20 protein-coding genes are annotated in these 22,185 nt (G+C 54.9%); 8 read left to right on the top strand and 12 right to left on the bottom strand.

Features of this window, described 5'->3' with window-relative positions:
- Window positions 1-32: 32 nt before the first annotated feature.
- The 5 genes from LB462_RS12790 to LB462_RS12770 all read left to right on the top strand — a co-directional run bounded on the left by LB462_RS12790 (window position 33) and on the right by LB462_RS12770 (window position 5,782).
- Window positions 33-1,472, top strand: coding sequence for a UbiA family prenyltransferase (locus LB462_RS12790; protein WP_224508416.1), 1,440 nt, complete (start codon window positions 33-35; stop codon window positions 1,470-1,472).
- A complete protein-coding gene (locus LB462_RS12785) occupies window positions 1,469-2,794 on the top strand; it encodes an FAD-binding oxidoreductase (protein ID WP_224508414.1) in 1,326 nt (441 codons plus the stop codon). Before LB462_RS12790 ends, LB462_RS12785 begins: the two co-directional genes overlap by 4 nt.
- An 83-nt stretch (window positions 2,795-2,877) precedes the next feature.
- Window positions 2,878-3,300 (top strand): EamA family transporter, encoded by a 423-nt coding sequence (locus LB462_RS12780; protein WP_224508412.1) that lies wholly within the window; start codon window positions 2,878-2,880, stop codon window positions 3,298-3,300.
- Between the two features lie 13 nt (window positions 3,301-3,313).
- Window positions 3,314-4,324 carry an NAD-dependent epimerase/dehydratase family protein gene (locus LB462_RS12775; protein ID WP_224508410.1) on the top strand — a complete coding sequence of 337 codons (1,011 nt, stop codon included), beginning with the start codon at window positions 3,314-3,316 and terminating at the stop codon, window positions 4,322-4,324.
- A 12-nt stretch (window positions 4,325-4,336) separates the two neighbouring features.
- On the top strand, window positions 4,337-5,782 hold the full coding sequence (locus LB462_RS12770; RefSeq protein ID WP_224508408.1) for an aspartate aminotransferase family protein: 1,446 nt from the start codon (window positions 4,337-4,339) through the stop codon (window positions 5,780-5,782).
- Window positions 5,783-5,827: 45 nt separating this feature from the next.
- Here LB462_RS12770 and LB462_RS12765 read toward each other — a convergent pair whose 3' ends face one another.
- Window positions 5,828-7,516 carry a hypothetical protein gene (locus tag LB462_RS12765; protein ID WP_224508405.1) on the bottom strand — a complete coding sequence of 563 codons (1,689 nt, stop codon included), beginning with the start codon at window positions 7,514-7,516 and terminating at the stop codon, window positions 5,828-5,830.
- Window positions 7,517-7,802: 286 nt separating this feature from the next.
- Here LB462_RS12765 and LB462_RS12760 point away from each other — a divergent pair, with 286 nt between their 5' ends.
- Window positions 7,803-10,319 (top strand): GcvT family protein, encoded by a 2,517-nt coding sequence (locus tag LB462_RS12760; protein ID WP_224508403.1) that lies wholly within the window; start codon window positions 7,803-7,805, stop codon window positions 10,317-10,319.
- Between the two features lie 128 nt (window positions 10,320-10,447).
- Complete coding sequence (locus LB462_RS12755) at window positions 10,448-11,299, top strand: DUF1194 domain-containing protein (protein ID WP_224508401.1); 852 nt, start codon at window positions 10,448-10,450, stop codon at window positions 11,297-11,299.
- Window position 11,300: 1 nt separating this feature from the next.
- Here LB462_RS12755 and LB462_RS12750 read toward each other — a convergent pair whose 3' ends face one another.
- A complete protein-coding gene (locus tag LB462_RS12750) occupies window positions 11,301-12,299 on the bottom strand; it encodes a GlxA family transcriptional regulator (protein WP_112528712.1) in 999 nt (332 codons plus the stop codon).
- A 221-nt stretch (window positions 12,300-12,520) separates the two neighbouring features.
- Complete coding sequence (locus LB462_RS12745) at window positions 12,521-12,781, bottom strand: hypothetical protein (RefSeq protein ID WP_224508399.1); 261 nt, start codon at window positions 12,779-12,781, stop codon at window positions 12,521-12,523.
- Window positions 12,782-12,921: 140 nt separating this feature from the next.
- On the opposite strand from LB462_RS12745, the gene LB462_RS12740 reads away from it, so the two are divergent.
- A complete protein-coding gene (locus LB462_RS12740) occupies window positions 12,922-13,830 on the top strand; it encodes a LysR family transcriptional regulator (RefSeq protein WP_224508397.1) in 909 nt (302 codons plus the stop codon).
- Window positions 13,831-13,970: 140 nt separating this feature from the next.
- On the opposite strand, the gene LB462_RS12735 is transcribed toward LB462_RS12740, so the two are convergent.
- The 9 genes from LB462_RS12735 to LB462_RS12695 all read right to left on the bottom strand — a co-directional run bounded on the left by LB462_RS12735 (window position 13,971) and on the right by LB462_RS12695 (window position 22,162).
- On the bottom strand, window positions 13,971-14,693 hold the full coding sequence (locus tag LB462_RS12735) for a copper homeostasis protein CutC (protein WP_224508395.1): 723 nt from the start codon (window positions 14,691-14,693) through the stop codon (window positions 13,971-13,973).
- Window positions 14,690-15,604: an ROK family protein gene (locus tag LB462_RS12730; RefSeq protein ID WP_224508393.1), complete on the bottom strand. Its 915-nt coding sequence runs from the start codon at window positions 15,602-15,604 to the stop codon at window positions 14,690-14,692. Before LB462_RS12730 ends, LB462_RS12735 begins: the two co-directional genes overlap by 4 nt.
- A gap of 62 nt (window positions 15,605-15,666) precedes the next feature.
- Window positions 15,667-17,694 (bottom strand): ASKHA domain-containing protein, encoded by a 2,028-nt coding sequence (locus LB462_RS12725; protein ID WP_224508738.1) that lies wholly within the window; start codon window positions 17,692-17,694, stop codon window positions 15,667-15,669.
- 142 nt (window positions 17,695-17,836) lie between these two features.
- Window positions 17,837-18,799: a methyltetrahydrofolate cobalamin methyltransferase gene (locus tag LB462_RS12720; protein WP_224508390.1), complete on the bottom strand. Its 963-nt coding sequence runs from the start codon at window positions 18,797-18,799 to the stop codon at window positions 17,837-17,839.
- Between the two features lie 10 nt (window positions 18,800-18,809).
- A complete protein-coding gene (locus LB462_RS12715) occupies window positions 18,810-19,721 on the bottom strand; it encodes a methylenetetrahydrofolate reductase (protein ID WP_370637128.1) in 912 nt (303 codons plus the stop codon).
- Window positions 19,708-20,010 (bottom strand): virulence factor, encoded by a 303-nt coding sequence (locus LB462_RS12710; RefSeq protein WP_183662365.1) that lies wholly within the window; start codon window positions 20,008-20,010, stop codon window positions 19,708-19,710. Before LB462_RS12710 ends, LB462_RS12715 begins: the two co-directional genes overlap by 14 nt.
- Before the next feature lie 122 nt (window positions 20,011-20,132).
- A complete protein-coding gene (locus tag LB462_RS12705) occupies window positions 20,133-20,804 on the bottom strand; it encodes an exopolysaccharide biosynthesis protein (RefSeq protein WP_224508388.1) in 672 nt (223 codons plus the stop codon).
- Window positions 20,805-20,874: 70 nt separating this feature from the next.
- Window positions 20,875-21,456, bottom strand: coding sequence for a DUF4893 domain-containing protein (locus tag LB462_RS12700; RefSeq protein WP_370637142.1), 582 nt, complete (start codon window positions 21,454-21,456; stop codon window positions 20,875-20,877).
- A 79-nt stretch (window positions 21,457-21,535) separates the two neighbouring features.
- Window positions 21,536-22,162 carry a DUF1638 domain-containing protein gene (locus LB462_RS12695; protein ID WP_224508384.1) on the bottom strand — a complete coding sequence of 209 codons (627 nt, stop codon included), beginning with the start codon at window positions 22,160-22,162 and terminating at the stop codon, window positions 21,536-21,538.
- Window positions 22,163-22,185: the final 23 nt, after the last annotated feature.

The raw sequence follows: 22,185 nt of genomic DNA, 5'->3' as shown, positions 1-22,185 counted from the left end.
GAATAGGCGCGTGATTTCAGGGATATGTTGTGGTGGATGCTCGTTCTGACAACAAAACTGTTGACCTCGTAGTAGATCTCGACGGCACGCTTATAGCCACTGATCTTCTATGGGAAAGTACGTTTCAACTGCTCAAACAGAACATGCTGTATCTCTTTCTTCTGCCCCTTTGGGCTTTAAAGGGAAAAGGTCATCTCAAACATCAGATATCGCTTCGCGTCGCGATTGACCCCGCAATACTCCCTTACCGGGGGGAGTTCGTCGCTTACCTGCGCGAGGAGCACCGCAAGGGTCGAAGGCTGGTGCTTGCGACTGGCGCGGCGCGCAAGTTTGCCGAGAGCATTGCCGCATATCTGGGTTTTTTCGATGCCGTCTATGCGACAGATGAAACGCGCAACCTGACGTCTGTGCACAAGACCAAATTTCTGCTGGAGACTTTCGGTGACGTCAAGTTTGCCTACGCGGGAAACAGCCGAGCGGATGTTCCGGTGTTCGATGCGGCAAGCGAAGCGGTCGTTGTTGCACCGGATCGGGCCGCAGCGAAATGGCAGCGCACACATTCCGCGAAATTGTTTGAAACGCCGAAGACCGATTGGAAAACCTTCTCCAGGATGTTGCGCGTGCATCAATGGATGAAGAACACGCTGATTTTTGTTCCGCCGATACTCGATCACCAGATCATGAACTGGCAGATTCTCATCAACTCGATCATTGCATTCTTTGCTTTCTCATTCGCTGCTTCGGCAATCTATATCGTCAACGACCTGTTTGATCTTCCGTTGGACCGCCAGCACGCGCGAAAGAGGAATAGAGCTTTTGCCAGCGGCCTATTCTCTATTTCCTTCGGTCTGAAAGTTGCTGTCGCGCTGCTTGTCCTTGCCGGTCTGCTTGCCACGCAATTGCCTTGGGTGTTTAGCGCCGTGTTGCTGGTCTATCTCATTTCGACGACGGCTTATTCGCTATCGCTGAAGCGTATGTTGCTGATCGATGTCTTGACGCTGGCAGGCCTCTATACGCTCCGAATTCTTGCGGGCTCAGCGGCCAGCCAGATCGAGGGTTCATTTTGGCTGCTGGCGTTTTCGTCGTTCTTCTTTCTTTCACTCGCGCTCGTCAAACGTTATGTCGAACTGCAAAACACGGCACTTGTCGAAAAGAACCGTATCGCGGGCAGGGGATACCGACAGGCCGATCGAGAAGTCGTGGCGCAATGCGGCGTCTCGTCAGCCTTTGCCGCTGCACTCGTCCTGGCTCTCTACGTAAATAGCGATGCTGTTGTTAGTCTCTACTCGTACCCATGGTTGATTTGGCCACTTTGTCCGATCGTGCTCTATCTCAACATCCGCATCTGGATTCTGGCGCATCGCGGTGAGATGCACGACGACCCTGTCGTGTTCATCATTTCTGACTGGCGCAGTCAGATTGTTATAGCTATTGGCGCGGCGTTGCTGCTCTACGGTGGCATGCGCTCATGATGGTTGGCTATGACAGTTTCGGGCTTATCGACAGGCATCCGCGTGCTGGGATTTCGCTCGATGCTGCTCGACGGATTTTCGAAAGTGGTGCTCCGGATCGGGATGGGTTTCTGCCATTTGGCAATGGCAAATCCTATGGCGACAGCTGTCACAATGATCGTGGTACGCTGGTCGATATGCGGGAGAGCGACCAGCTTATCTCATTCGACCCGCAAACGGGTCTGCTCGCCGCCGAAGCTGGCCTGATGCTGTCGGATATCATTGCGCTCGCCGCGCCGCACGGGTATTTCCTGCCGGTGACACCAGGTACGCGTTTTGTTACTTTGGGCGGCGCGATCGCGAACGATGTGCATGGCAAAAACCACCATCGCCGCGGCACGTTCGGTTGCCATGTCGAACGCTTCGACCTGTTGAAGTCCGATGGAACGGTCGTCACCTGTTCTGCATCGATGAATTCCAAGTTATTTGCCGCGACAATCGGAGGGCTTGGACTAACAGGCATTATCCTTTCTGCCAGCATCAGATTGATGAAAGTGAATTCGCTTGATGTGGTGGAGAGCGTAAAGCCGTTTGCAAGCCTTGCCGAATATTTCGAAATGGCGCCGCAGGCCGACAATGACAATGAATATGCCGTTGCCTGGGTCGATCAATTGAGTTCAGGGAAACGTGCAGGACGCGGCGTTCTTCTCACAGGAAATCATGCAGAAAATGGAAGTTTTGAAGCCACAACGGAGGAATCCAGGCTGGGCGTGCCTTTCGAGCTTCCCATATCGGCACTGAACTATCCGAGCCTCAAACTGTTCAACGCGGCCTACTTTCATTTCAAAGGCCGTAATCGAGAACCTCATCTCAGCACCTATCAGACCTTCTTCTATCCACTCGACAGTGTCTCGAACTGGAATCGGCTTTATGGAAGGACCGGGCTTTACCAACATCAAAGCGTCATTCCGGAAGATGCCGCTTCAGCAGTAATTCCGCAGATGCTGGCCGCCACGCGCGAGGCGGGACAAAGCTCATTTCTGACTGTGCTAAAACGTTTCGGGGACGTCACTTCACCCGGGATCATGTCGTTTCCGCGGGCGGGCTACACGTTAACGGTTGATTTTCCCAATCGCGGAGCGCGCACGCTGGCGCTGCTGGAGCGCCTCGACAGTATGACGATCGATGCGGACGGGCGGGTTAATCCCTACAAGGACCAACGCATGAGTTCCGCGGTGTTCAAAGCCGGATTTCCGGGATGGCAAGAACTGGAGAAGGAGCGGGATCCCGCATTCAACTCCAATTTTTGGGCGCGAACTGCACTGGCAGGTGGAACTGCTTGATGCATCAAATTTTAACAATGTGCTTGGGGTCTTTTCAACGCAGCTTTGCTATGCACTCGACGAACTAGAGGGGCCGTTCTGACATGACAAAATACATTCCATTTATCCTGTTCACCGTCATGACCAATGCGGCGGCACAAGTCATGCTGAAATACGGCATGATAACGCTGGGGCCGATCAGCTTCAGCGCCGATACGATTATCCAGCGAATATTCCAGATCATTTTCAATCCTTGGGTTTTCGCCGGATTGACCATGTTTGTCATCTCCATGGCCTCACATCTTTATGTGCTTTCCAAGGTCGATCTATCCTTCGCGTACCCGTTCCTGAGCCTGGCTTATGTGGTCGTCGCACTATTCGCCTGGGCAGTCTTCAAGGAGGAACTCGGAACGTTCAAGATTGCGGGCATCGCCTTCATCATGATCGGAACCATTCTGATCGCCCAGAGCGGACGTCATGAAACGCCCGGAGAGCAAACGCCACCAGCTTCCACAACATCCTCGTAAGTGAGTTGAGTAAATGAGACACGTTATTTTTGGTGGCGACGGTTTCGTCGGGCGGCATCTGGCACCGAAGCTGATTGCCGGGGGAGAGGAAGTCGTTGTTGCGGATATCGTCAAGGGCGATCTGCCCCATTATGGCGATGTGACATTCGTCAAATGCGACGTGACCGACCCGAAGTCCATCGCAGCAGTCGGTATCAAGGCCGACGACATGGTCTACAACCTGTCAGCCAAGATGCTTTCGCCGCTACAGGTGCGGGCGAAGCGTCACGATTTCTTCTTTCCGGTCAATTACTTCGGTACCGAGAACATCATCAAGGCGATGGACAAGGCGGGAGCCAGGAAGCTCGTGCACTATACGACCGACATGATCTATGGCCACACCTATGTCTGGCCTCAGACCGAAGACCACCCGGCGGCGCCGCTTGGTGAATATGGAATGTCAAAATTGAAAACCGAGGAACTGGCCGCAGAATGGCGCATGCGCGGAATGAATATCTCCCTGTTTCGCCCGCGCCTGATCATTGGGCCGGGCCGACTTGGTATCCTCGAAAAGTTGTTCAAATTGGTCGACTACAACCTGCCGGTACCGATGATTGGCTCCGGCAAGAACCCTTATCAGTTCATTTCGGTGTTCGATTGTGCCGAAGCGGCACGTGCGGCATGGAAGGCTGGCGTGCCAAATGAGGCATATAATCTTGGTTCGCTGAACCCGCCGCCTGTTCGCAAACTGCTCGGCGATCTGGTGAAATTCGCGGGATCGAGATCGATCCTGCTACCAACACCCGCCTGGGCGGTAAAACGCACACTCGACTTCTTCGACTGGATGAACAAGCCGATCATGGATCCGGAACAATATTTGATCGCGGACGAAATGTGCGTACTCGATGTGTCGAAAGCGGAGCGTCAACTGGGCTGGATACCGCAATATCGCGATGAGGATATGCTGATTGCAGCATATAAGGAGTATCGCAATATCAAAGACGGCAAAGCCGTGCAGCAACCATCGTCGATAGCGGCGGAATAACGGGGAATGGCGATGAATCAGGTTACAGCGGCATCACAGCACGAGGCGGTCCAGGGACTTATAGGCAAGCCGGATCTGCTTACGGTCGAAGAGGCCAAGGCCATGACGCTGCCGCGCATGACCGAGCTTTTCACCAGGCATCTCAATCCCGGTCAGCTGCATTTCATGAAGCTTCTCGGTTTTCACAAGGTGAAAATCGACCGTGCGGAAGGCATGTATTATTATGATCAAAACGGCCGCGCCATTCTCGATTTCTTTGGCGGCTTCGGCTCTCTTGCTTTCGGCCATAATCACCCGCGGATTGTCGGGGCGCGCAAGAAATTCCAGGATGAACAGCGTCAGGAAATAGCCATTGCCTTCATGTCGCAATATGCGACCGCCTTGGCGCATAACCTTGCCGCTTGCTCACCCGGCGATCTCGACATGGTGTTCCTCGGATCCTCTGGATCGGAGGCGATGGAGGCGGCTATAAAGGTTGCCGAGCGTGCGGCCGGCCCCAAAAAACCCAAGATCGTTTATGCCGAGAATTCATTTCACGGCAAGACCAAGGGCGTTCTCTCGATTACCGACGGTGGGCTCTATCGCGGTGAGTTCAAGCTGGTGGAGAATACGGTTCGTGTTCCATTTGGCGATATTGATGCTGTCGAGAATGCCTTCCGGTCTGATCCTGAAATCGGCGTCATTGTACTGGAAACCATCCAGGGCGGTGGTGGCATCATTCAAGCGCCGAAGGAGTACTGGCAAAAACTGCGCGCGCTATGCGATCAGTATGGCGTGCTTTGGGTTGCCGATGAGGTCCAGTGTGGCTTTGGTCGCTCCGGCCGGTTTTATGCTTTCGAACATGCGGGCGTTGTGCCCGATGTGACCGCCTTGGCCAAATCATTGGGAGGCGGCAAGGCGGCTGTCGGCGCGATGATCGCGCGGCGCGAGGTTTATATGAAAGCCTATGGCACGCCCAAGACAGCAATGATCCATGCCATGGCCACATTTGGCGGGATTGGCGAAGCCTGCGTCACTTCAATCGAAGCGATGAACATTCTCTACGACGAACACTTGATCGATAATGCTGCAGCAACGGGCGACTATCTGCTGCAAAAGCTCGAAGAGCTGAAAGTCAAATATCCGACGATGATCAAGGACGTACGTGGCAAGGGCCTGATGGTCGGTCTCGAATTCCACGATTTCTCCAAGACGGTTCCAATGGTGTTGCGCCCCGTGCTTGCTGTACTGGATGACAAGCTGAAGGGATCGCTTCCGGGCTTTGTGGGCAGCCACCTCTTGCGCGATCATGGAGTGCTGGTCGCATTCACCGAGTACAATCGAAATGTCATCCGCCTGGAGCCGCCACTGATTTGCGGCCGGGAACACGTGGACGCATTCATCAAAGCGCTCGATGAAGTCCTGTCACGCGGTATCGTTCGAATCGTAAAAGACTTCGTCAAAGCGCAGGTAAAGTAAAATCAGAATTCCAGGAGAGCCGGGCTTTGGTCCGGCTTTCTGCTGTCAGGATTGGCCGGAAAGTTTGATCCCTGGCCTCAGCAGCAGATCCCAGCAATCGTCAAGCTTCACGACGATCCGGTCTGCCAAGGCTTTTTCATAGATACGCTGCAGGGAAAGCCGCGCGCTGGTTGTCGGGCAGGATGGGCGCAAAACGCCGTCCGTCTGGCGCAGTGAGGTTTCTTCCGCTTCTGTCAGATCACCGACAGTGCGGAATGGGTCGGCACCAATCTGAACATTTCGGCTTGCATCGCGATCGAGTATCCACGGAAACGGATTGACGAAATCCAGTGTCATCAAACTGTTCAAATGGACACTATTCGTGCTCTCGAACTGCTTGAGCGCTTTGACAGCGCGATCGGCGGAGACCACCCAGAACATCTGGTAGTCAAGTTCAGAATAGAGCTGCCAGCTCGGCAGTTGTCCCGCCTCCGCCAGTTGGCGGTAGGCCCCGGCATTAGAGGCATAGTGGGATTCCAGCAGGTTCACCCGTTCCATGATATCCTTGCGGGTAGAAACGAGGCCCATCGTTTTTACATCAGTGACCGGCGCTTCCACATAGGTCGGCGCCACAGCGACAAAGCGTAGAGTGCCCTGCATAACCTTGGTGATCGTCGGGATCGCGGTAAATGCGACGAGACAATAGACAATCAGTCGGCGGCTTTCGGGCAATTTCGGTGTTTTGAGCAGCACCGCCAGAAGAACCGGCCAGAGAAAGATGAATTCCTGGCTGCCGGTATTCTGCGTCTCAAGGAATATGCCAGCGACCAGCGTGATGCCGATCCATAGCCAATCGCGATCGAGCAGAACGGCGATATTCGCTGTTGCCGGTTTCTTGCGAAGATTGTGCCAAGGGTCGTCTGTAAGGGGATTCCAGTCTTGCCAGAACAGGAAAAGTATCAGAGCGGCCGCCGCAAGGATGACGTCGAGCTTGATTGAAAAAACAGTCAGAAAGCGAGGCAGAAGCAGGCCCTCGTTTAACCTGACCAGCGCTGCGATGCTCTCGACATAGGCAGACACCATTCCATGATTGAACTCGAGTACCAGAAGCGCCACGGCAAAGATGCATAACGCCAGCAATACATAGCGCCACAGGAGACGGCCTGAGAGGACTGCAAAGAGACCGATCAAGCCACCTGCCAAAAACCCCGTTATCTTGGTGAGGAACAACGCAAGCATCGTCAGCGATGCGATGCAGGCGAGCTTTCGGCCATTCGGCAAGAAAATCAGCGCACTGACAAGAACATAGAGCAGCAGGGAGGTGTGGCGATTGTAAATGCCGAAACCGTTGACGCCAGGGTAGGAGTGAAAGCTCTGTGTGTTGGTCGGGCACAGCGCAAAAACAAGAAATGGAACAAGGATCGCAAAGGCGATCTTTCGGCTCTCCTTGTCGATTTCGGCAAGAATGATCGCCATCAAAGGTGCGGCAGAAATCAGCACGGACCATTGTGCAATCAAGGTAGGTTGCCCGCCGGGGAAAAGTTTCTGAAGCCAGTAGAATTGATAGTATTCAAGGGCGCCGACGGGTGCGAGAAAATCCACAGCCGGCACCTGGCCAAGTTTTATGCGCTGGGCTGCATCGAGATAGATATAGGTATCCCAATACATCGGGCCGATTGGGATGACCAAGGGCAGCGACAAGAGAACGACAAGGAACACCAGAACAAGCGCGAGCAACACCAATGGTGAGAACATTCGTGCTGAAGTTCTGGTGGAGCTTCTGGAAATATCCGGCATTCGACTTCGACTCAGGTTCCGCGGCGCGTGACCACTATCCTTAGAGCTTTAATCCTCCACATTGCGTTAAACGCCTCCCGAAATTTGTCGAATGCTCCTATAAAATACGGCCTGTTTACCAGGCGTCGCGGCGTGTTTTCGCCATGTCGCAAACAGGCCTTAGCGATGGACATACGAAACGCCATAGTGCAAAAAATTGTTGGAGCCGTTCCGGCCATCGATCGATACCAAAGGACAGAGTGAAATGAAGACTGAGGCGCGTGTTGTCGTTATCGGCGGTGGGGTAGTAGGTGTGTCGACACTCTATCATCTGGCCAAGAAGGGCTGGAGTGATGTTGTCCTGATTGAGCGCAAGGAACTGACATCCGGTTCAACCTGGCACGCTGCCGGGCTCTTGCCGTTGTTCAATATGAGCTATTCTGTTGGCCAAATTCACAAATATTCGGTCAAGTTCTATCAGGAACTGCAGGAAGAAACCGGCATGAATGTCGGCTTCACCAATTGCAGCAATATTCGCCTTGCTCGCACCAAGGATCGGTGGGACGAATACATGTATTATGCGGGCGTGGCCGAAACAATCGGCGTTCCGGTCAAGCTCCTGACGCCAGAGCAGGTCAAGGAGATCTGGCCGCTTGCAGAGATGGACGGCATTATTGGCGCTATCCAACATCCGGAAGATGGCTATATCCAGCCGGCGGATCTGACGCAGGCGCTCGCCAAGGGTGCGCGCGATCGCGGTGCAACGATCTATCGCTATACGACCGTGCTTGGCATTGAACAATTGCCGTCCGGCCAATGGCTGGTCAAAACCGACAAGGGCGACATCACCGCGGAACACGTGGTGTCCGCAACCGGCAACTTTGCCCGCAAGACCGGCAAAATGGTCGGCCTCGATGTGCCGGTCATTCCCGTCGAACATCAGTATATCGTGACCGAGCCACACCCGGCAATTCTTGAACGGAAGGCAAAAGGCTTGCCCGAAATGGGTGTTTTACGCGAAAGCGACAGTTCCTGGTATATGCGCGAGGAAAATGGCGGCTTGCTGCTTGGGCCATACGAGCGGGGTGCCCCCGTCTGTTACGTCGACGGCCCTTCGGATGCCAGCGAATATGAATTGTTCCAGGAAGATCTCGACCGCCTCGAACCGCATATCGAAACCGCGATCGCGCGTGTCCCGGCATTTGGTGAAGTCGGTATCAAGAAGGTTTACAATGGCGCCATCGCCTATACCCCCGATGGCTCACCCATCATTGGACCTGCGCCACGCCTTAAAAACTTTTGGTTGAATGAAGGACACTCCTTTGGTGTCACCGCTGCCGGCGGTGCCGGTTGGCAGCTGGCCGAATGGATCGTCGAAGGAGAACCGTCTATCGATATGATGGGTGTCGATCCACGCCGTTTCGGTCCTTACGCGACCGAAGGGTACCTTAAAGAAAAGAATGAAGAGGCTTATGCCGAGGTCTTCTCGGTCCATTACCCAGACGAGGAGCGAGGTGCTGCCCGGCCGTTAAAGCGTTCGCCTTCCTATGATCGCCAGAAGCAACTCGGTGCCGTGTTCGGAACTGTTTATGGCTGGGAGCGCGCCAATTGGTTCGCACCGCAGGGTTACGGGCTCGACGTTGCCAAACTCGACAAGCCAGATGTTCTGATGAACCACAATCATCCGAAACCTGATGCTGACGGCAAGATCAAGGAGCTCTGGTCGTTCCGGCGTTCCAACTATTTCGAACATGTCGGTCATGAGATCAAAAATGTGACGAACAATGTCGGTCTTCTAGACATGTCGGCTTTCGCCAAGATGGAAGTGTCCGGACCAGGTGCCCGCGCTTGGCTCGACTCGATCCTGGCTAATCGCATTCCGAAAAAGCAGGGCCGCATCGCGCTTTGCCATCTCTTGACGCCACTTGGTGGGGTTCGTTCGGAATTCACAGTCTATGAGTGGTCGCCAGGGAAATTCTATCTCGTCTCGGCGGGCGCTTACGAAAATCATGACCACGATTATCTGCACAAGCTGCTGCCGAACGATGGCTCGGTCACCTTGCGTCCTATTACGCAGATGTATGGTGTTCTCGTTCTGGCGGGACCCAAGAGCCGCCAGGTTCTGGAGAAACTAACGCGTGCCGATCTGTCCAACGAGGCGTTTCCGTGGCTTTCCGGCAAGGAAATCAGCGTCGGTACGGGGACAGCGCATGCATTGCGTGTCAATTTCGTTGGCGAGCTTGGCTGGGAACTACACCATCCAATCGAACAGCAAAACACTATTTATGATTTGTTGCTCGAAGCTGGCGCTGAGTTCGGCATCAAGCCCTTCGGTATTCGCGCCATGACGGCGATGGCAATCGAGAAATCATATCGCTTGATCCCGCGCGAATTGTCTATCGAATACAATGCCTTTGAAAGCGGTCTTGATCGCTTCGTTCATCCCAACAAGGGAGAGTTCATCGGTCGTGACGCTGTGGTCAAGGCGCGTGAAAATGGCCTGAAATGGAATTTCGTGACACTCGAAGTGCTCGTTCCGGGTGTATCGGATGTCGACGCGCGCGGCAGTGAACCGATATATGTAAAGGGTGAACTTGTTGGCCGTGCCACTCATGGCGGCTATGGCTGGCGTCTCGGCAAAAGTATAGCGCTTGCAATGGTGAAGCCTGAATACTCTGCTGTAGGCACTCAGGTCGAGATCAAGATATTGGGAAAGACACACAAAGCGATCGTGATTTCGGAATCGCCCTTCGATACCGAAAATGAGCGCTTGAAGGCTTAAACCTGTCGAAAACTGATCTTGAGAATGGCGCCGACGGGCGCCATTTTTGCTTTAGTGCCTTTGTTCAACAGAATGTGATCGCGCTGGAAGTCGCTTTGCGTTCCTGCGATTTGAGTTACACTTCATGCATGTCATCGCGTATGAAGACTCTTTGTAGTTTTCTGTCACTGGCAGCTTTGTTAGCCAGTTTTTCGGTGCGCGCGCAAGCAGCGGATACTGAGGTCGATGTAGAGTTGGTCTTGGCCGTCGACGCATCCCGATCTATGGAAACTTTCGAGCAGAAGATTCAACGCGATGGCTATGTCGCGGCGCTTCGGCGCAAGGAAGTCGTCGATGCCATTCGCGACGGTATTCACGGTCGTGTAGCCGTTACTTATGTTGAATGGGCCGGATCGAACGTACAACGAATTATCGTTCCTTGGACGTTGGTCGATGGCGCCGACTCTGCGGAAAAACTTGCGGATGCGCTCGATCAGCCAATTCCCGCAACTCAAAGTCGTACATCGATCTCCGGGGCTATCGATTTTTCCAGTACCCTCTTCGACAACAACGGCTTCAAGGCCTCGCGAAGAGTTATCGATATTTCAGGCGACGGCGCCAACAACAATGGTCGCCCGGTGGCAGACGCTCGCGATCAAGCCATCGCCAAGGGCATTACGATCAACGGATTGCCGTTGATGACGCGTGGAGATTTTTACTCCGACTGGGCCGTGAAGGACCTCGATCTCTATTACAGCAGCTGCGTCATTGGTGGACCGGGTGCTTTCATGGTCCCGGTCAATTCCTGGGACCAGTTTCCGGAGGCTGTGCGCCGGAAACTGGTGCTGGAGTTGGCGGGCGATACTCCTACCACGCAGAAAGCAGATTGGCTGCCGTCACAGACGTTGCCGCTGATCCTGGCCCAGGACAAGCCGCAAATCGACTGCCTTTCAGGCGAGCGAATATGGCAGAGGCGGATGCAGGATTGGGAATCGAGATGAGTTACGCTGCAATCAACTGCTTGCGATCAGCGCGTTCCTGCTGAGGCGAACGGCCGTAGAGTTCACGGTAGCATTTTGAAAAATGCGATGCCGAGACAAATCCGCATGCAACAGCCACCTCTACGATCGGCATGGATGATTGAATCAACAGATGCCGGGCACGGTCCAAACGGATCTCGAGATAGTAGCGGGCTGGCGAGCGCCCCATTTCCTGGCGGAACAGGCGCTCGATCTGGCGGCGCGACAGTCCAACGTGATCAGCGATTTCGATCAATGATAGTGGTTCGGAAAGCCGCGCTTCCATCAATTCGATTATTGTCAAAACTTTGGAGTTTTGCACGCCGAGACGCGCGCGTAACGGCAGTCGCTGACGGTCGTGTGGGCTGCGCACGCGGTCGGTCAGTGCCTGTTCACAGACACGATTAACGATATTGTCGCCGAAATCATCGCCGATGAGCTTGAGCATCATGTCCAGCGCGGCGGTCCCGCCGGCGCAGGTGTAGATGTTGCCGTCAACCTCGAACAGGTCGGCGTATACATCGGCCTTTGGAAAGGCCTCAGCAAAACCTGGAAGATTCTCCCAATGGATCGCGCACCGCTTGCCAGAAAGCAGGCCAGCCGCTGCGAGAATATGCGCCCCGGTGCAGAGTCCGCCAACAGCGACGCCGCGGTTGAATTCTTCGCGAAGCCAGGCAAAGACTGATTTGTTGTGGAATTTCTCGACGTGAATACCGGCGCACACAAAGACCATGGATGGCCTTTCTTCGCCGGTCAGGTACCGCCTCTCGTCTTCCAACGATGTGTTTGCGGCGCATTCCACACCGTTCGAGGCCGTGACAGGCTTCGCATCCACAGAGGCAAGACGCCAGCGATAGGCTTCATATCCGAGCATGCGATTTGCGATGCGCAGTGGCTCGATGGCTGTCGCAAATGCGATCATCGAGAAATTCGGCACGAGAAAGAAAACGAATGAGCGCTTATTGAGACCAATGTGATCCATGGTAATTCCAGGTTCCCGTATCTGGCTTTAAGGCCATGTCGCAACTGAAGTAACAACTTCAACTTACGGGCGTGGTCTCTAGAGCTTTTTTTCAGATAAAACCATAGAATTATTCTAAATGGAAGGGCGAAAACCTGTGTCGCAAAAGCGCAGGTATCACATATGATAAAAGGGAGCAGATGGACCGTTAGCTGCTCCCTTGAGTTGATTGCTTCATGATTTTACGACCGCGAGTTCTTTAGCTGATTGTATTCGCTGACTTGGCGCTCATAGAGATCTGGCCAGCCGATGTCGCAACGCATGTTTTCCGGCAACCCGTCAAGTGCCATTTCCGTCGCGCGTAAGCGGCGTTCCCGCACAAAAACATCGCGGGCGGTTCTGATTCGTGCAGCCAGGTCATTCGCATGATTCGCGAAATAGGTCGCAAGCCGTTCGGCGAAACTTCTCGTGTCGCTCTGATACAGGTTATCGCAAGTGCTCATTTTCCTTCTCCTTGATTCAGCAAGAGCATCATTTTGCATGATGTCCTTTGATCAACTTGACTATCGCCCCAAGTTGATGTTCAATCAAACGAAATTACGAAACACTATGTTTCAGAAAAATTGATGAAGGAGAATGCGCCATGTCAGCCCCGATGTATCATCCCATTCCGATCCTCGACCTGGATGTGTTGCGTACCTTTGCAATGATTGCCGAAACAGGCAGTTTTTCGAGCGCTGCAAATGCTGTGTTTCGTACCCCCTCGGCCGTTTCCATGCAGATCAAGAAACTGGAGGAGACCTTAGGCCACGTGCTGCTCGAACGGGACGCGCGTTCGGTCAAACTGACACCAAGCGGCGAGGTTCTCCTTGGTTACGCAAGGCGCATGCTGGCGCTCAATCGCGAGACAGTGGCGAAATTTATAGCGCCGACGGTTTCCGGTGTCGTGCGGCTCGGTGCGCCAGACGATGTCGGCGAGCGGGTGCTTCCGTTTGTCTTGAAGCGCTTTGCGGAATCTCACCCGGATGTAACCGTCGATGTGGTCATTGATCAAAGCAATAGTCTGCGCAAACGCCTTGATGAGCAGCGTCTCGACGTCACGTTGGTCAATGTCAATGAGACACTGGCCAAGATGGATGACATAGAAGTTCTCATGACTGAGGAGATCATCTGGGCCGGCGCCAAATGTGGGACTGCCCATGAGCGCAACCCACTGCCGCTTTCAATGTGGGAAGAGGGGTGCATCTGGCGCGCCAACGCGATCAGTGCGCTGGAAAGTGCGGGCCGTGAATATCGCGTTGCCTATATGAGTGCCCATACGATGGGCCAGCGTGCGGCAATCGTTGCGGATCTTGCCGTTGCACCTTTTTCGAAATTCCTTTTGGAAGACAACATGGTACAGCTCGGCGCTGAGCACGGTCTGCCGCCACTTGGCGAATCCAGGCTCGGCATGCTTGTTGCGAAGAATGCGGGTGCACATGTCAAAGCTGTCGCGCAGCATCTACGGGTTTATTTCGAGGGGTATGAGCGGACGGGCAAGCTTAGCTGCTAGAGACCTTTGCCAATCCATCCTGGTGGCCATCTGATGCGATTTTCTGCGCTTCCGATGCTCACGGACCAATGAGTCCGCTGCGCTTCGGTTCTCGAAAACCACACCAGCTGACTCATCGTGTTGAATTCTCAAAAGGTCTCTTATCTGCTAGCGCAATAATCCTTCAACGCCCTGACGAGTTCAACGCTCGTTTGCCTCTGTGATGCGCTTTCGAAGCCGAGCTGTCTTGCTGCTTCGCTGAGCACAGGCGCGGTCGCTGCGCAAGATGAGTGGATTTCCTCAAGCGGAATGCGATCCCGCAGAGCACCGATATTGCCAATGTTAATGCCGGAACCGGGCATGATCTTGATCCTGCCCGCGGTAAGTTCGAATGTCGCTTCCAGGTCATCGATCCCGTCAAGCGCGGTCAGTGACCGTCCCGAAGTCAAGATTCTTTCAAATCCGAGCTCGATCGCCATATTGATGGCCTCGGCAAGATCGGGGACGAGATCGAATGCGCGGTGCAGTGTAACACCAAGACCGCCGCATTGCCTGACGAGGCGTTCGAGCGTCGTATGGTCCAGTTGGCCATTGGTGAGGTTGGCGCCGAAAACCACACCAGCAAGCCCAGCGGCGCGCATCACATCGATCTCTCGCAGCATTGCGTCAATGTCGGCTTCATCAAAAACGAAATTGCCCGGACGCGGACGGATCATCGCGTATATGGGAATAGGGGAGACAGCAGCCTGTCCGATCAGTCCCGGTGTCGGCGTCAGACCGCCCAGTTCGAGCGCTGAACAGAGTTCGATGCGGTCGGCTCCTCCCGTGATAGCCGCTGCCAGACCGCCGGGGCTGTCCACACAGATTTCCAAAAGGATGCTCATTTTGAGATTTCCATCAACCCAAGAACGCCCGCACCGATGAGACCGGGTTCAATCTTCAATTCTGCAGGAATAACCAGTGGTTTATCTGTTTTCCGCAGGATACGTGCTCGAACTGCCTCATCCAGGCGCTTGATGAGCTCCACAGAATTGGCAAGCCCCCCGCCAACGGGCACGATAGATGCGCCAACAATGTTGATCGTCATCGCGAGCGGGCCACTGACGATATCGATATAGATTTCAATAGTGCGTTCAGCGGTTGCGTCTCCGGCATTCCATGCCGCTATAATCGCGGTACTTGGCAAATCAACACCATGCAGGTGAGCGTGCAGTCTTTCCATGCCACGCGCCGCGCCGACCGCATCAACGCAACCTATCTGGCCGCAGCCACAGGCATAGCGCGGAATGGCGACGGGCGGATTACCCGCAAGCGTGGCGGATACCGGGCCGTGGCCCCATTCGCCAGCAAAGCCGCCAGCCCCCTCATGAATCTTGCCATCGATAATGATGCCACCACCGACACCGGTGCCGAGGATGACACCGAATACAATGCGGTGACCGCGTCCGGCGCCAACAACGGCTTCGGATAACGCAAAGCAATCGGCATCATTGGCCACGAGCACTGGCCTTTGTAGTTTCTCGCTTAGATCGGCAACCAATGTACGGCCATGAATGCATGGAATATTGGCGCAAGTGATCTTGCCCGTATCGGAATCAACCACCCCCGCGATGGAAATCGATATCAAGCTTTTGGGGTCAGCGCCGCCGTCTGCTGCGATCTTTTCGATGGCTGACGCGAAGGTATCAAAATCGTTCAACGGCGTCGGTATTTTCGGTTGCGGCCTTATATCTTCGGGCGAGTAGGCGATTGCGCCCTTGATGGCAGAACCGCCAATGTCAAAGCAGGCTATCATGGCAAGCTATTTCCGGAATCAATCATAGATGTTTGATAGCGGAATTTGACAGCCGGACAAAGCTAATCGCGGTTGCGCCGTGCTGCGCGTTCTTCGCGCGACCTCCGACGTGGAGTTGCATCGCCAGCGATGCCATCCTCGCTGACATTCTTGCGTGGGGGCAGCGTTACGGCCTGCGACAGTTTTGGGAACGGGTCAATCTTGTTCGGCATTGCCATGGCATTCACGAAGAGTTGCTGGAAATTCGGCTCCAGTGCAGTCTCTATCTTTTCGATGCTGGCAACTTCTATTTCTATCTCGCGACGATGGTTGCGGTTGAGCAATGCCATCAGCGCGCCCGTACCCGCCGCATTGCCCACAGCCTTCACCTCGGACAACTCGCAGTCGGGAATGAGGCCGAGTACCATGGCATATTTAGGATCGATGAAAGAGCCGAAGGCGCCGGCAAAACGAATCGTGTCCACTGTCTCGACGCCCTGCTTTTCCATCAGAAGCTTTACGCCGGCATAAAGGGCCGCCTTGGCGAGTTGTATGGCACGGATATCGTTCTGAGTAACGGTAATGCGCGGTTCGCCGTCACGTAGGAGGTAGGAGAAGGTGCGCCCATTAGCGATAATGCGCGGGCTGCGCTCGGCCATCGTGCCATCAACGACACCGTCTTCTGAAATGACGCCGGCAAGATACATTTCCGCGACCACCTCGATAATCGCCGAGCCACAGATGCCGGTGACCCCAGTCGTCTTGGCGGCTTCGTCGAAACCTTCCTCGTCGGACCACTTGTCAACGCCAATGACACGGAACTTCGGTTCGAGGGTCTGCGGGTCGATGCGTACGCGCTCGATCGCGCCCGGGGCAGCGCGTTGTCCTGACGAAATTTCGGCGCCTTCAAAGGCTGGGCCGGTAGGCGAGGATGCGGCGACCACTCGGGTGCTATTGCCGAGCACAATCTCGGCGTTGGTGCCGACGTCGACGAGCAGCATCATCTTGTCCTGCCGATAGGGCCCTTCCGATAGCGTGGCACCCGCTGCATCGGCACCGACATGGCCGGCTATGCAGGGCAGCATATAGAGGCGCGCTCCGAGGGCGACCTCGATGTCGATCTCCTGCGCCCAGTACTGTAGCGGTCCAGAGACGGCAAGCGCGAACGGTGCTTGGCCAAGCTCAGTCGGATCGATACCCAGGAACAGGTGATGCATGATCGGATTGCCGACGAAGACACAGTCGAAGATATCGTGTCGATCGACGTTGCCTTCCGCACAGACCTTGCCGATCAGCTTGTTGACTGCCTCGCGGACGGCCTTGGTCATTGCCTCGCGCCCGTCGGGATTCATCATCACATAGGAAACGCGACTCATCAGGTCTTCGCCAAAGCGGATTTGCGGGTTCGATGTGCCAGAGGAGGCGACGATGCGGCCAGACAGCAGCGAAACCAGATGCATAGCGATGGTTGTTGAGCCGATGTCGCATGCTATGCCGTAGGCTTCGTTCTTCAGACCAGGGTACAAACCGATGATGAAGGGCCGCGAGGAATCCATGTCACGGTGGATGGCGGCGGTCACGCCCCAGTTGCCCTTACGCAAAATGCCCTGAACCTGGGGGATCAGATGCGGTGCGATGAGCAGGTCCTTCCAGCCCCAGTCTTTTTCCAGCACGGCTTTCAGGCGGTCGAGATCGCCCAGAGGTTTGTGCATATCGGGTTCCTCGACCTCGACATAGCAAAGCTGCACGGCCGCATTGCGCTCGATAACGCGGTCGGTGGCCGCTTTGCGGACCACCTGCGCGTTGACCTGGACATCCTGGGGTACATCAACGACGAGATCGCCCTGTATCGTGGCGGAACAGGAGAGACGGCGCCCTTCGGGCAGGCCGCGCACCCGGTTATAACGATCCTCCTTCGGACCTCTGGGGGAAATGTGGTCGAGCGAGGAGACGATCTTGTGCTTGGCAAAACTGCCTTCCTGCACTTCCACCTGGCAGCGTCCACAGGTTGCGCGGCCGCCGCAGACGCTCTCAACGTACACGCCAAGGGTGCGTGCGGCCTCCAAAATGGGTGTACCAACGGCGAAACGTCCGCGTTTACCCGATGGCATGAAGAGAACGAGCGCTTCCTTTGCCGACGCCTCTGGTGCTTTGACGGGTGCGTTCACGATCGATACTCCAAAACCTTCAGGCGAGGGGCAGTTTAGTTGCCTCCCGCCTTTCTATGCTGGTCAGTTTGCGTAACGCAAACCGTCAGCCTGCGGCGCCGCGCCGCGCCTCGCGTCCGCCACGGCGACGCCCGCCGCCAGCCGAATCTGCAGGGACGGATACCGATGCAGCTGCGCCGGGGGTAGCCGGCTGGTGATCGCGATATTTCTTGATCCAGTAGGTGCAATTGGCATCCGTACCGTTGAGAACATTCGCGGCATGAACGGCTTCCATTTCCTGCGGACGGCAAGGATTCATGATTGCCGACGTCATGCCCGCACCAATCACCATAGGAATGAACCCGGCATTGATGCCGTGACGATGGGGGAGGCCGAAGGAAATGTTTGACAGGCCGCAGGTGGTGTTAACCTTCAATTCTTCGCGCAGACGGCGTAGCAGAGCGAAAACCTGACGACCGGCATCGCCAAGCGCACCGATCGGCATGACCAGGGGATCGACTACGATGTCATGGGCCGGAATGCCGAAATCGGCGGCGCGCTCTACGATCTTCTTGGCAACGGCGAAACGAACGTCCGGATCCATGGAAATGCCGGTCTCGTCGTTGGAAATCGCAACGACTGGAACATTGTACTTTTTAATGAGCGGGAGAATGGCTTCGAGCTTCTCCTCTTCACCCGTCACGGAATTGACCAGCGGACGGCCCTTGGCGACTTTCAATGCCGCCTCGATGGCAGCGCTTACCGAACTGTCGATCGACAAGGGAACATCGACCAGATTCTGAACGATTTCAAGCGTTTGAACAAGAAGGCCCGGCTCTGTTGCGTTGGGATCCACCGCAGTGACACCCGCGTTGACGTCCAGCATCGTCGCGCCTGCAGCGACCTGCTCCAAAGCATCCCTGATGACTGTATCGAAATTGCCCGTGATCATTTCGGCGGCCAGTTTCTTACGACCGGTCGGATTGATCCGCTCGCCGATGACGCAGAATGGCTGATCAAATCCGATGATTATTTCTCTGGTCGCCGAAGCAACGATCGTACGGGTCATTCAAGGATCCTTAATTCGCGACTGCGTTTGCAGAATAGTGTGCGGTATTCAAATTCCATGAGCCGCGATCGACAAGCCATTCAGACGACTTCTTCAATCCACCGAACGGGAAGATATGAATTTGCTTGATTGCAGATGTCGGGTTAGCCAAAACGTGCTGCTCGATGGGGCCGACAACACCCTCCGGTGAGTGGCTTGTGGCGAGCGCTGTCAGCGACAGGGCATTCTTCTTCAGGAAGCTGATCGAATTGCCGACACCGCACATGGCTGCATATTTGATCAGCGTCGTAATCTTGGCAGGGCCAGCAACGCCGAGATGCACGGGAAGTTCGACGCCATGCTGGCGCAGCGATTCCGAATAGCGAATGAAGCGGTCGGCATCGAAACCGAACTGGGTAACGACGCGCAGCTTGGCACCAGTACGTTCGCCGAAGCCTTTCTTCAAACGCAGCGCTTCAATCGCGACGGCCTCGGAAAACTCCGGGCTGCCTTCGGGATGGCCGGCAACGCCCATTTCGGTGATGCCGTATTTGTCGAAGAAACCAGTCTCCAACACTTCCATCGTCGAGGAGAACTCACCGGCCTGACGCTCGAGGCCGCCACCAATGACGAGAACGTCGGTCACACCGGCTTCTTGCGCGGCTCGGCGGATGCGGGTTTCGAGCGCTGCTTTGGTCGACAGACGGCGTGAAGCGAAATGCGGGACCGGCTTGTAGCCAAGATCATAAACCCGCTTTGCAGCCGCCGTCAGCGTATCGACGCTGTCCGTCCCCATATCGGTGATGTAGACCCGGGTGCCTGTGGGGAACAGCCCCGGCAAATCCTGGGATTCGATAGCCTGGCGAGCCGCGACTTCAATGGATGCTGCGATCTTGGTCATCTGATCCTGCTGCGACTTCGCTTTGAATTCATGAATGCTCATGTCCACCTGCCTTTACGAGCGCCACAAGGCGTTCCCGATCATATTCATTGTCAATACGGGCGAGGGCGCTATCCGCCTCGGTCTCCAGATCATCACTCACAGGCACCGGAGTGCCGCGGCGCCATTCCGCCAGATAGGCATCGGAATCTTTCGCACCAATGCGCATCGCACACATGTCGATGGCCTCGGTGAAACGAATCGGAAGCTCGCGCTTGGCTGCCTGGCGTCCCTTTTTGACGGTCACTTGAGCGGGAATATCCCGCCAATAAACGACAATGAGATCAGCCATGCAATTCATCCTCCGATGACGACCCTTTTGCCGGAAAATCAGGGGCTAAGCTTGCTATCTCACGACGCGTGCGCACTCAAATGCGACGTGCATCATTGGTGTTTTTGCGACAGGGATTTGGTTCAGAAAGGCCAGAAGGTTGCGGCATAGGCAAGCACATTTGCGGCAACGAAGGCAAAGCCAGTGACAATGCCGATCGAGACGACACCGAGTATCAGTCCGCCCAACATCAATCTGCCGTCACGCTCACAAAGTGCGATGCCGATAATCGCAGTAGCGAAAGCGGGCAGCCAGTTGGATAGCGGCATTGGCAGAACCACTGACAGACCAAGAATGGTGGTGAAAGCACCGAGCCAGCGATCACCCTGTTTGCGGCCAAACGGCCAATTGCGCGGCCGGATAAACTTCTCCAGCCATTCCAGCCACGGAACGACTTTGGCCGATATCAAACGGAACCGGTCTGGCGAAATGGTTTTCGTTCGCATGAAACTTGGAAGCCAAACGGATTCACGCCCCATCACCATTTGTACCGAAACGAGCACAAGTGGAATTCCGGTGATGACCCCGGTACCTGGCGGTAGCGGGATAAGATTCAAAATGGCAAAAAATGTGAGGAGCGCGGCAAAACTGCGATCTGTAAAGGCTTCTTCGAGTTCATCGAAAGATACCGGGGCTGTTGCAGAAAGCGACAAATCCCGGAAGACTTGCGATAGCGGGCGCGGGTCATTGTCTGGCGTCAAACGTACAGGGACACGGTTTGGCTTGCTTTTGTCTTCTGCGTCGATTGCGGCCATTTTCTCATCTTTGTTTGCATTTTTGACGCATATGGCGCGAGGTTGGTGACATTGCAATGACGAATACACCTCAACGTTTCAGTTCGAGGATATCCATGACAGATTCGCGAGCCGGAGCTGGAAACTCAATTCGAAACTCATTTTTCGCTGTGCGGTATGCGTATCCTACCTGATCAACGTCGGGACCTGCGCCATAATTCCTGGGCTTTTCACCCGCGACAAAGCCGACACCAAGATAGGTCAGGCGGTTGTCGCTCTCTGTATAAAAGCGTCCCTTCGTGCGTTGTGAACCGCTAGTCTTTTCCAGCATCCAGCCTGACCCATCGTCCGTGACACGGCATTTGAACCAGCTATAGATTACCAGCGGCGGTTCGTTGCCAAGCTTTGCCGTTCGGCATTTCCATTCGCCAGTCATGTCAAAATCTTCACTGAAGGACAGGTGGGGCTTGGCCAGGATTTCCTCCAGCCATTTTATGTCGGTTGGAGTGCCGCCTTCTTTTGCTTCATCGACAGCCGTGCCCATCGTCTCTTCATACTTGTCGAGCTTCGCTTGATCAGGCTTTGTGATAATCCGCGTTATCGCACCATCTGCTTGGGCGACAGTTGTGCAAGCAATAAGGATAATCGTGGCGAATCCAGCGCGAAGCATAATGAATTGATACCTGTTTCGATTTGGTATTCAGGCATACAGACGAAGAAGTCGTTCATCTGATGGCGATCAGGAAGAGAATCTAATCGGGAGCCGCAGCCGAGGTCAAGGCGGGAACGAGATCACCATAACCCGTCAGGCGCCGTTCGTAGGCGAGGCCAAGAAAAGCTGCCGCTCGTTCGGCCTTCGCGCTCAACTTAGGATCATCAGTCTGCGCCATGTAGATCATCTTGGTGTAGTTGCCAAAATACATGTCGCGCAGTTCCGGGTGCCGATCCAGTCCCAGCGGTTTGACCATGAACGCTTCGAAATGGCGGGCGAGGAAATCCGTCATGAAAAACGATGTCATGTCGTCGTCCCACTGTGAGGAGAAGGCTTCGTTGCCGGCATAGAATGAAAAGCAATGCGGGCCGGCGATACGTTCGACGCCATGTTTCTCACAGACGCGGTCAAGCATGCCACCCGTACCGCAGTCGGCATAGCCGACAAATATGCGTGTTATGCCTTCTGCCTTGGCTTTGACGATTGCGCGATCTACCGATGGCGCAATCTTATCCGGATAGTGATGATAAATCGCGGGGAGGCACTTGAGATCAATATGCTCGAGGCCAAATTGTTCGCGTATCGCGAGGATTTCGCGCGCAATCATCCCGCAAGCAATGACCCGCACGATCTCTGGTGACTTCGTCGACTTTCGGCTTGCATTCATGGAACTGATCTTGCTCTATCGCG

This window comes from Phyllobacterium chamaecytisi (genome assembly GCF_020164455.1).
Lineage (GTDB): Bacteria > Pseudomonadota > Alphaproteobacteria > Rhizobiales > Rhizobiaceae > Phyllobacterium > Phyllobacterium chamaecytisi.
The sequence above is the reverse complement of the archived record's forward strand: the minus strand, read 5'-3'. Positions and strand labels throughout refer to the sequence as shown.

Coding starts and splice junctions, on each gene's coding strand:
- LB462_RS12710 (WP_183662365.1), bottom strand. CDS start 20,010: ATGGCTGATCTCATTGTCGTTTATTGGCGGGATATTCCCGCTCAAGTG.
- LB462_RS12780 (WP_224508412.1), top strand. CDS start 2,878: ATGACAAAATACATTCCATTTATCCTGTTCACCGTCATGACCAATGCG.
- LB462_RS12695 (WP_224508384.1), bottom strand. CDS start 22,162: ATGAATGCAAGCCGAAAGTCGACGAAGTCACCAGAGATCGTGCGGGTC.
- LB462_RS12750 (WP_112528712.1), bottom strand. CDS start 12,299: ATGGATCACATTGGTCTCAATAAGCGCTCATTCGTTTTCTTTCTCGTG.
- LB462_RS12735 (WP_224508395.1), bottom strand. CDS start 14,693: ATGAGCATCCTTTTGGAAATCTGTGTGGACAGCCCCGGCGGTCTGGCA.
- LB462_RS12745 (WP_224508399.1), bottom strand. CDS start 12,781: ATGAGCACTTGCGATAACCTGTATCAGAGCGACACGAGAAGTTTCGCC.
- LB462_RS12715 (WP_370637128.1), bottom strand. CDS start 19,721: ATGAGCATTCATGAATTCAAAGCGAAGTCGCAGCAGGATCAGATGACC.
- LB462_RS12740 (WP_224508397.1), top strand. CDS start 12,922: ATGTCAGCCCCGATGTATCATCCCATTCCGATCCTCGACCTGGATGTG.
- LB462_RS12775 (WP_224508410.1), top strand. CDS start 3,314: ATGAGACACGTTATTTTTGGTGGCGACGGTTTCGTCGGGCGGCATCTG.
- LB462_RS12760 (WP_224508403.1), top strand. CDS start 7,803: ATGAAGACTGAGGCGCGTGTTGTCGTTATCGGCGGTGGGGTAGTAGGT.
- LB462_RS12785 (WP_224508414.1), top strand. CDS start 1,469: ATGATGGTTGGCTATGACAGTTTCGGGCTTATCGACAGGCATCCGCGT.
- LB462_RS12720 (WP_224508390.1), bottom strand. CDS start 18,799: ATGACCCGTACGATCGTTGCTTCGGCGACCAGAGAAATAATCATCGGA.
- LB462_RS12730 (WP_224508393.1), bottom strand. CDS start 15,604: ATGATAGCCTGCTTTGACATTGGCGGTTCTGCCATCAAGGGCGCAATC.
- LB462_RS12755 (WP_224508401.1), top strand. CDS start 10,448: ATGTCATCGCGTATGAAGACTCTTTGTAGTTTTCTGTCACTGGCAGCT.
- LB462_RS12705 (WP_224508388.1), bottom strand. CDS start 20,804: ATGGCCGCAATCGACGCAGAAGACAAAAGCAAGCCAAACCGTGTCCCT.
- LB462_RS12770 (WP_224508408.1), top strand. CDS start 4,337: ATGAATCAGGTTACAGCGGCATCACAGCACGAGGCGGTCCAGGGACTT.
- LB462_RS12725 (WP_224508738.1), bottom strand. CDS start 17,694: ATGCCATCGGGTAAACGCGGACGTTTCGCCGTTGGTACACCCATTTTG.
- LB462_RS12765 (WP_224508405.1), bottom strand. CDS start 7,516: ATGTTCTCACCATTGGTGTTGCTCGCGCTTGTTCTGGTGTTCCTTGTC.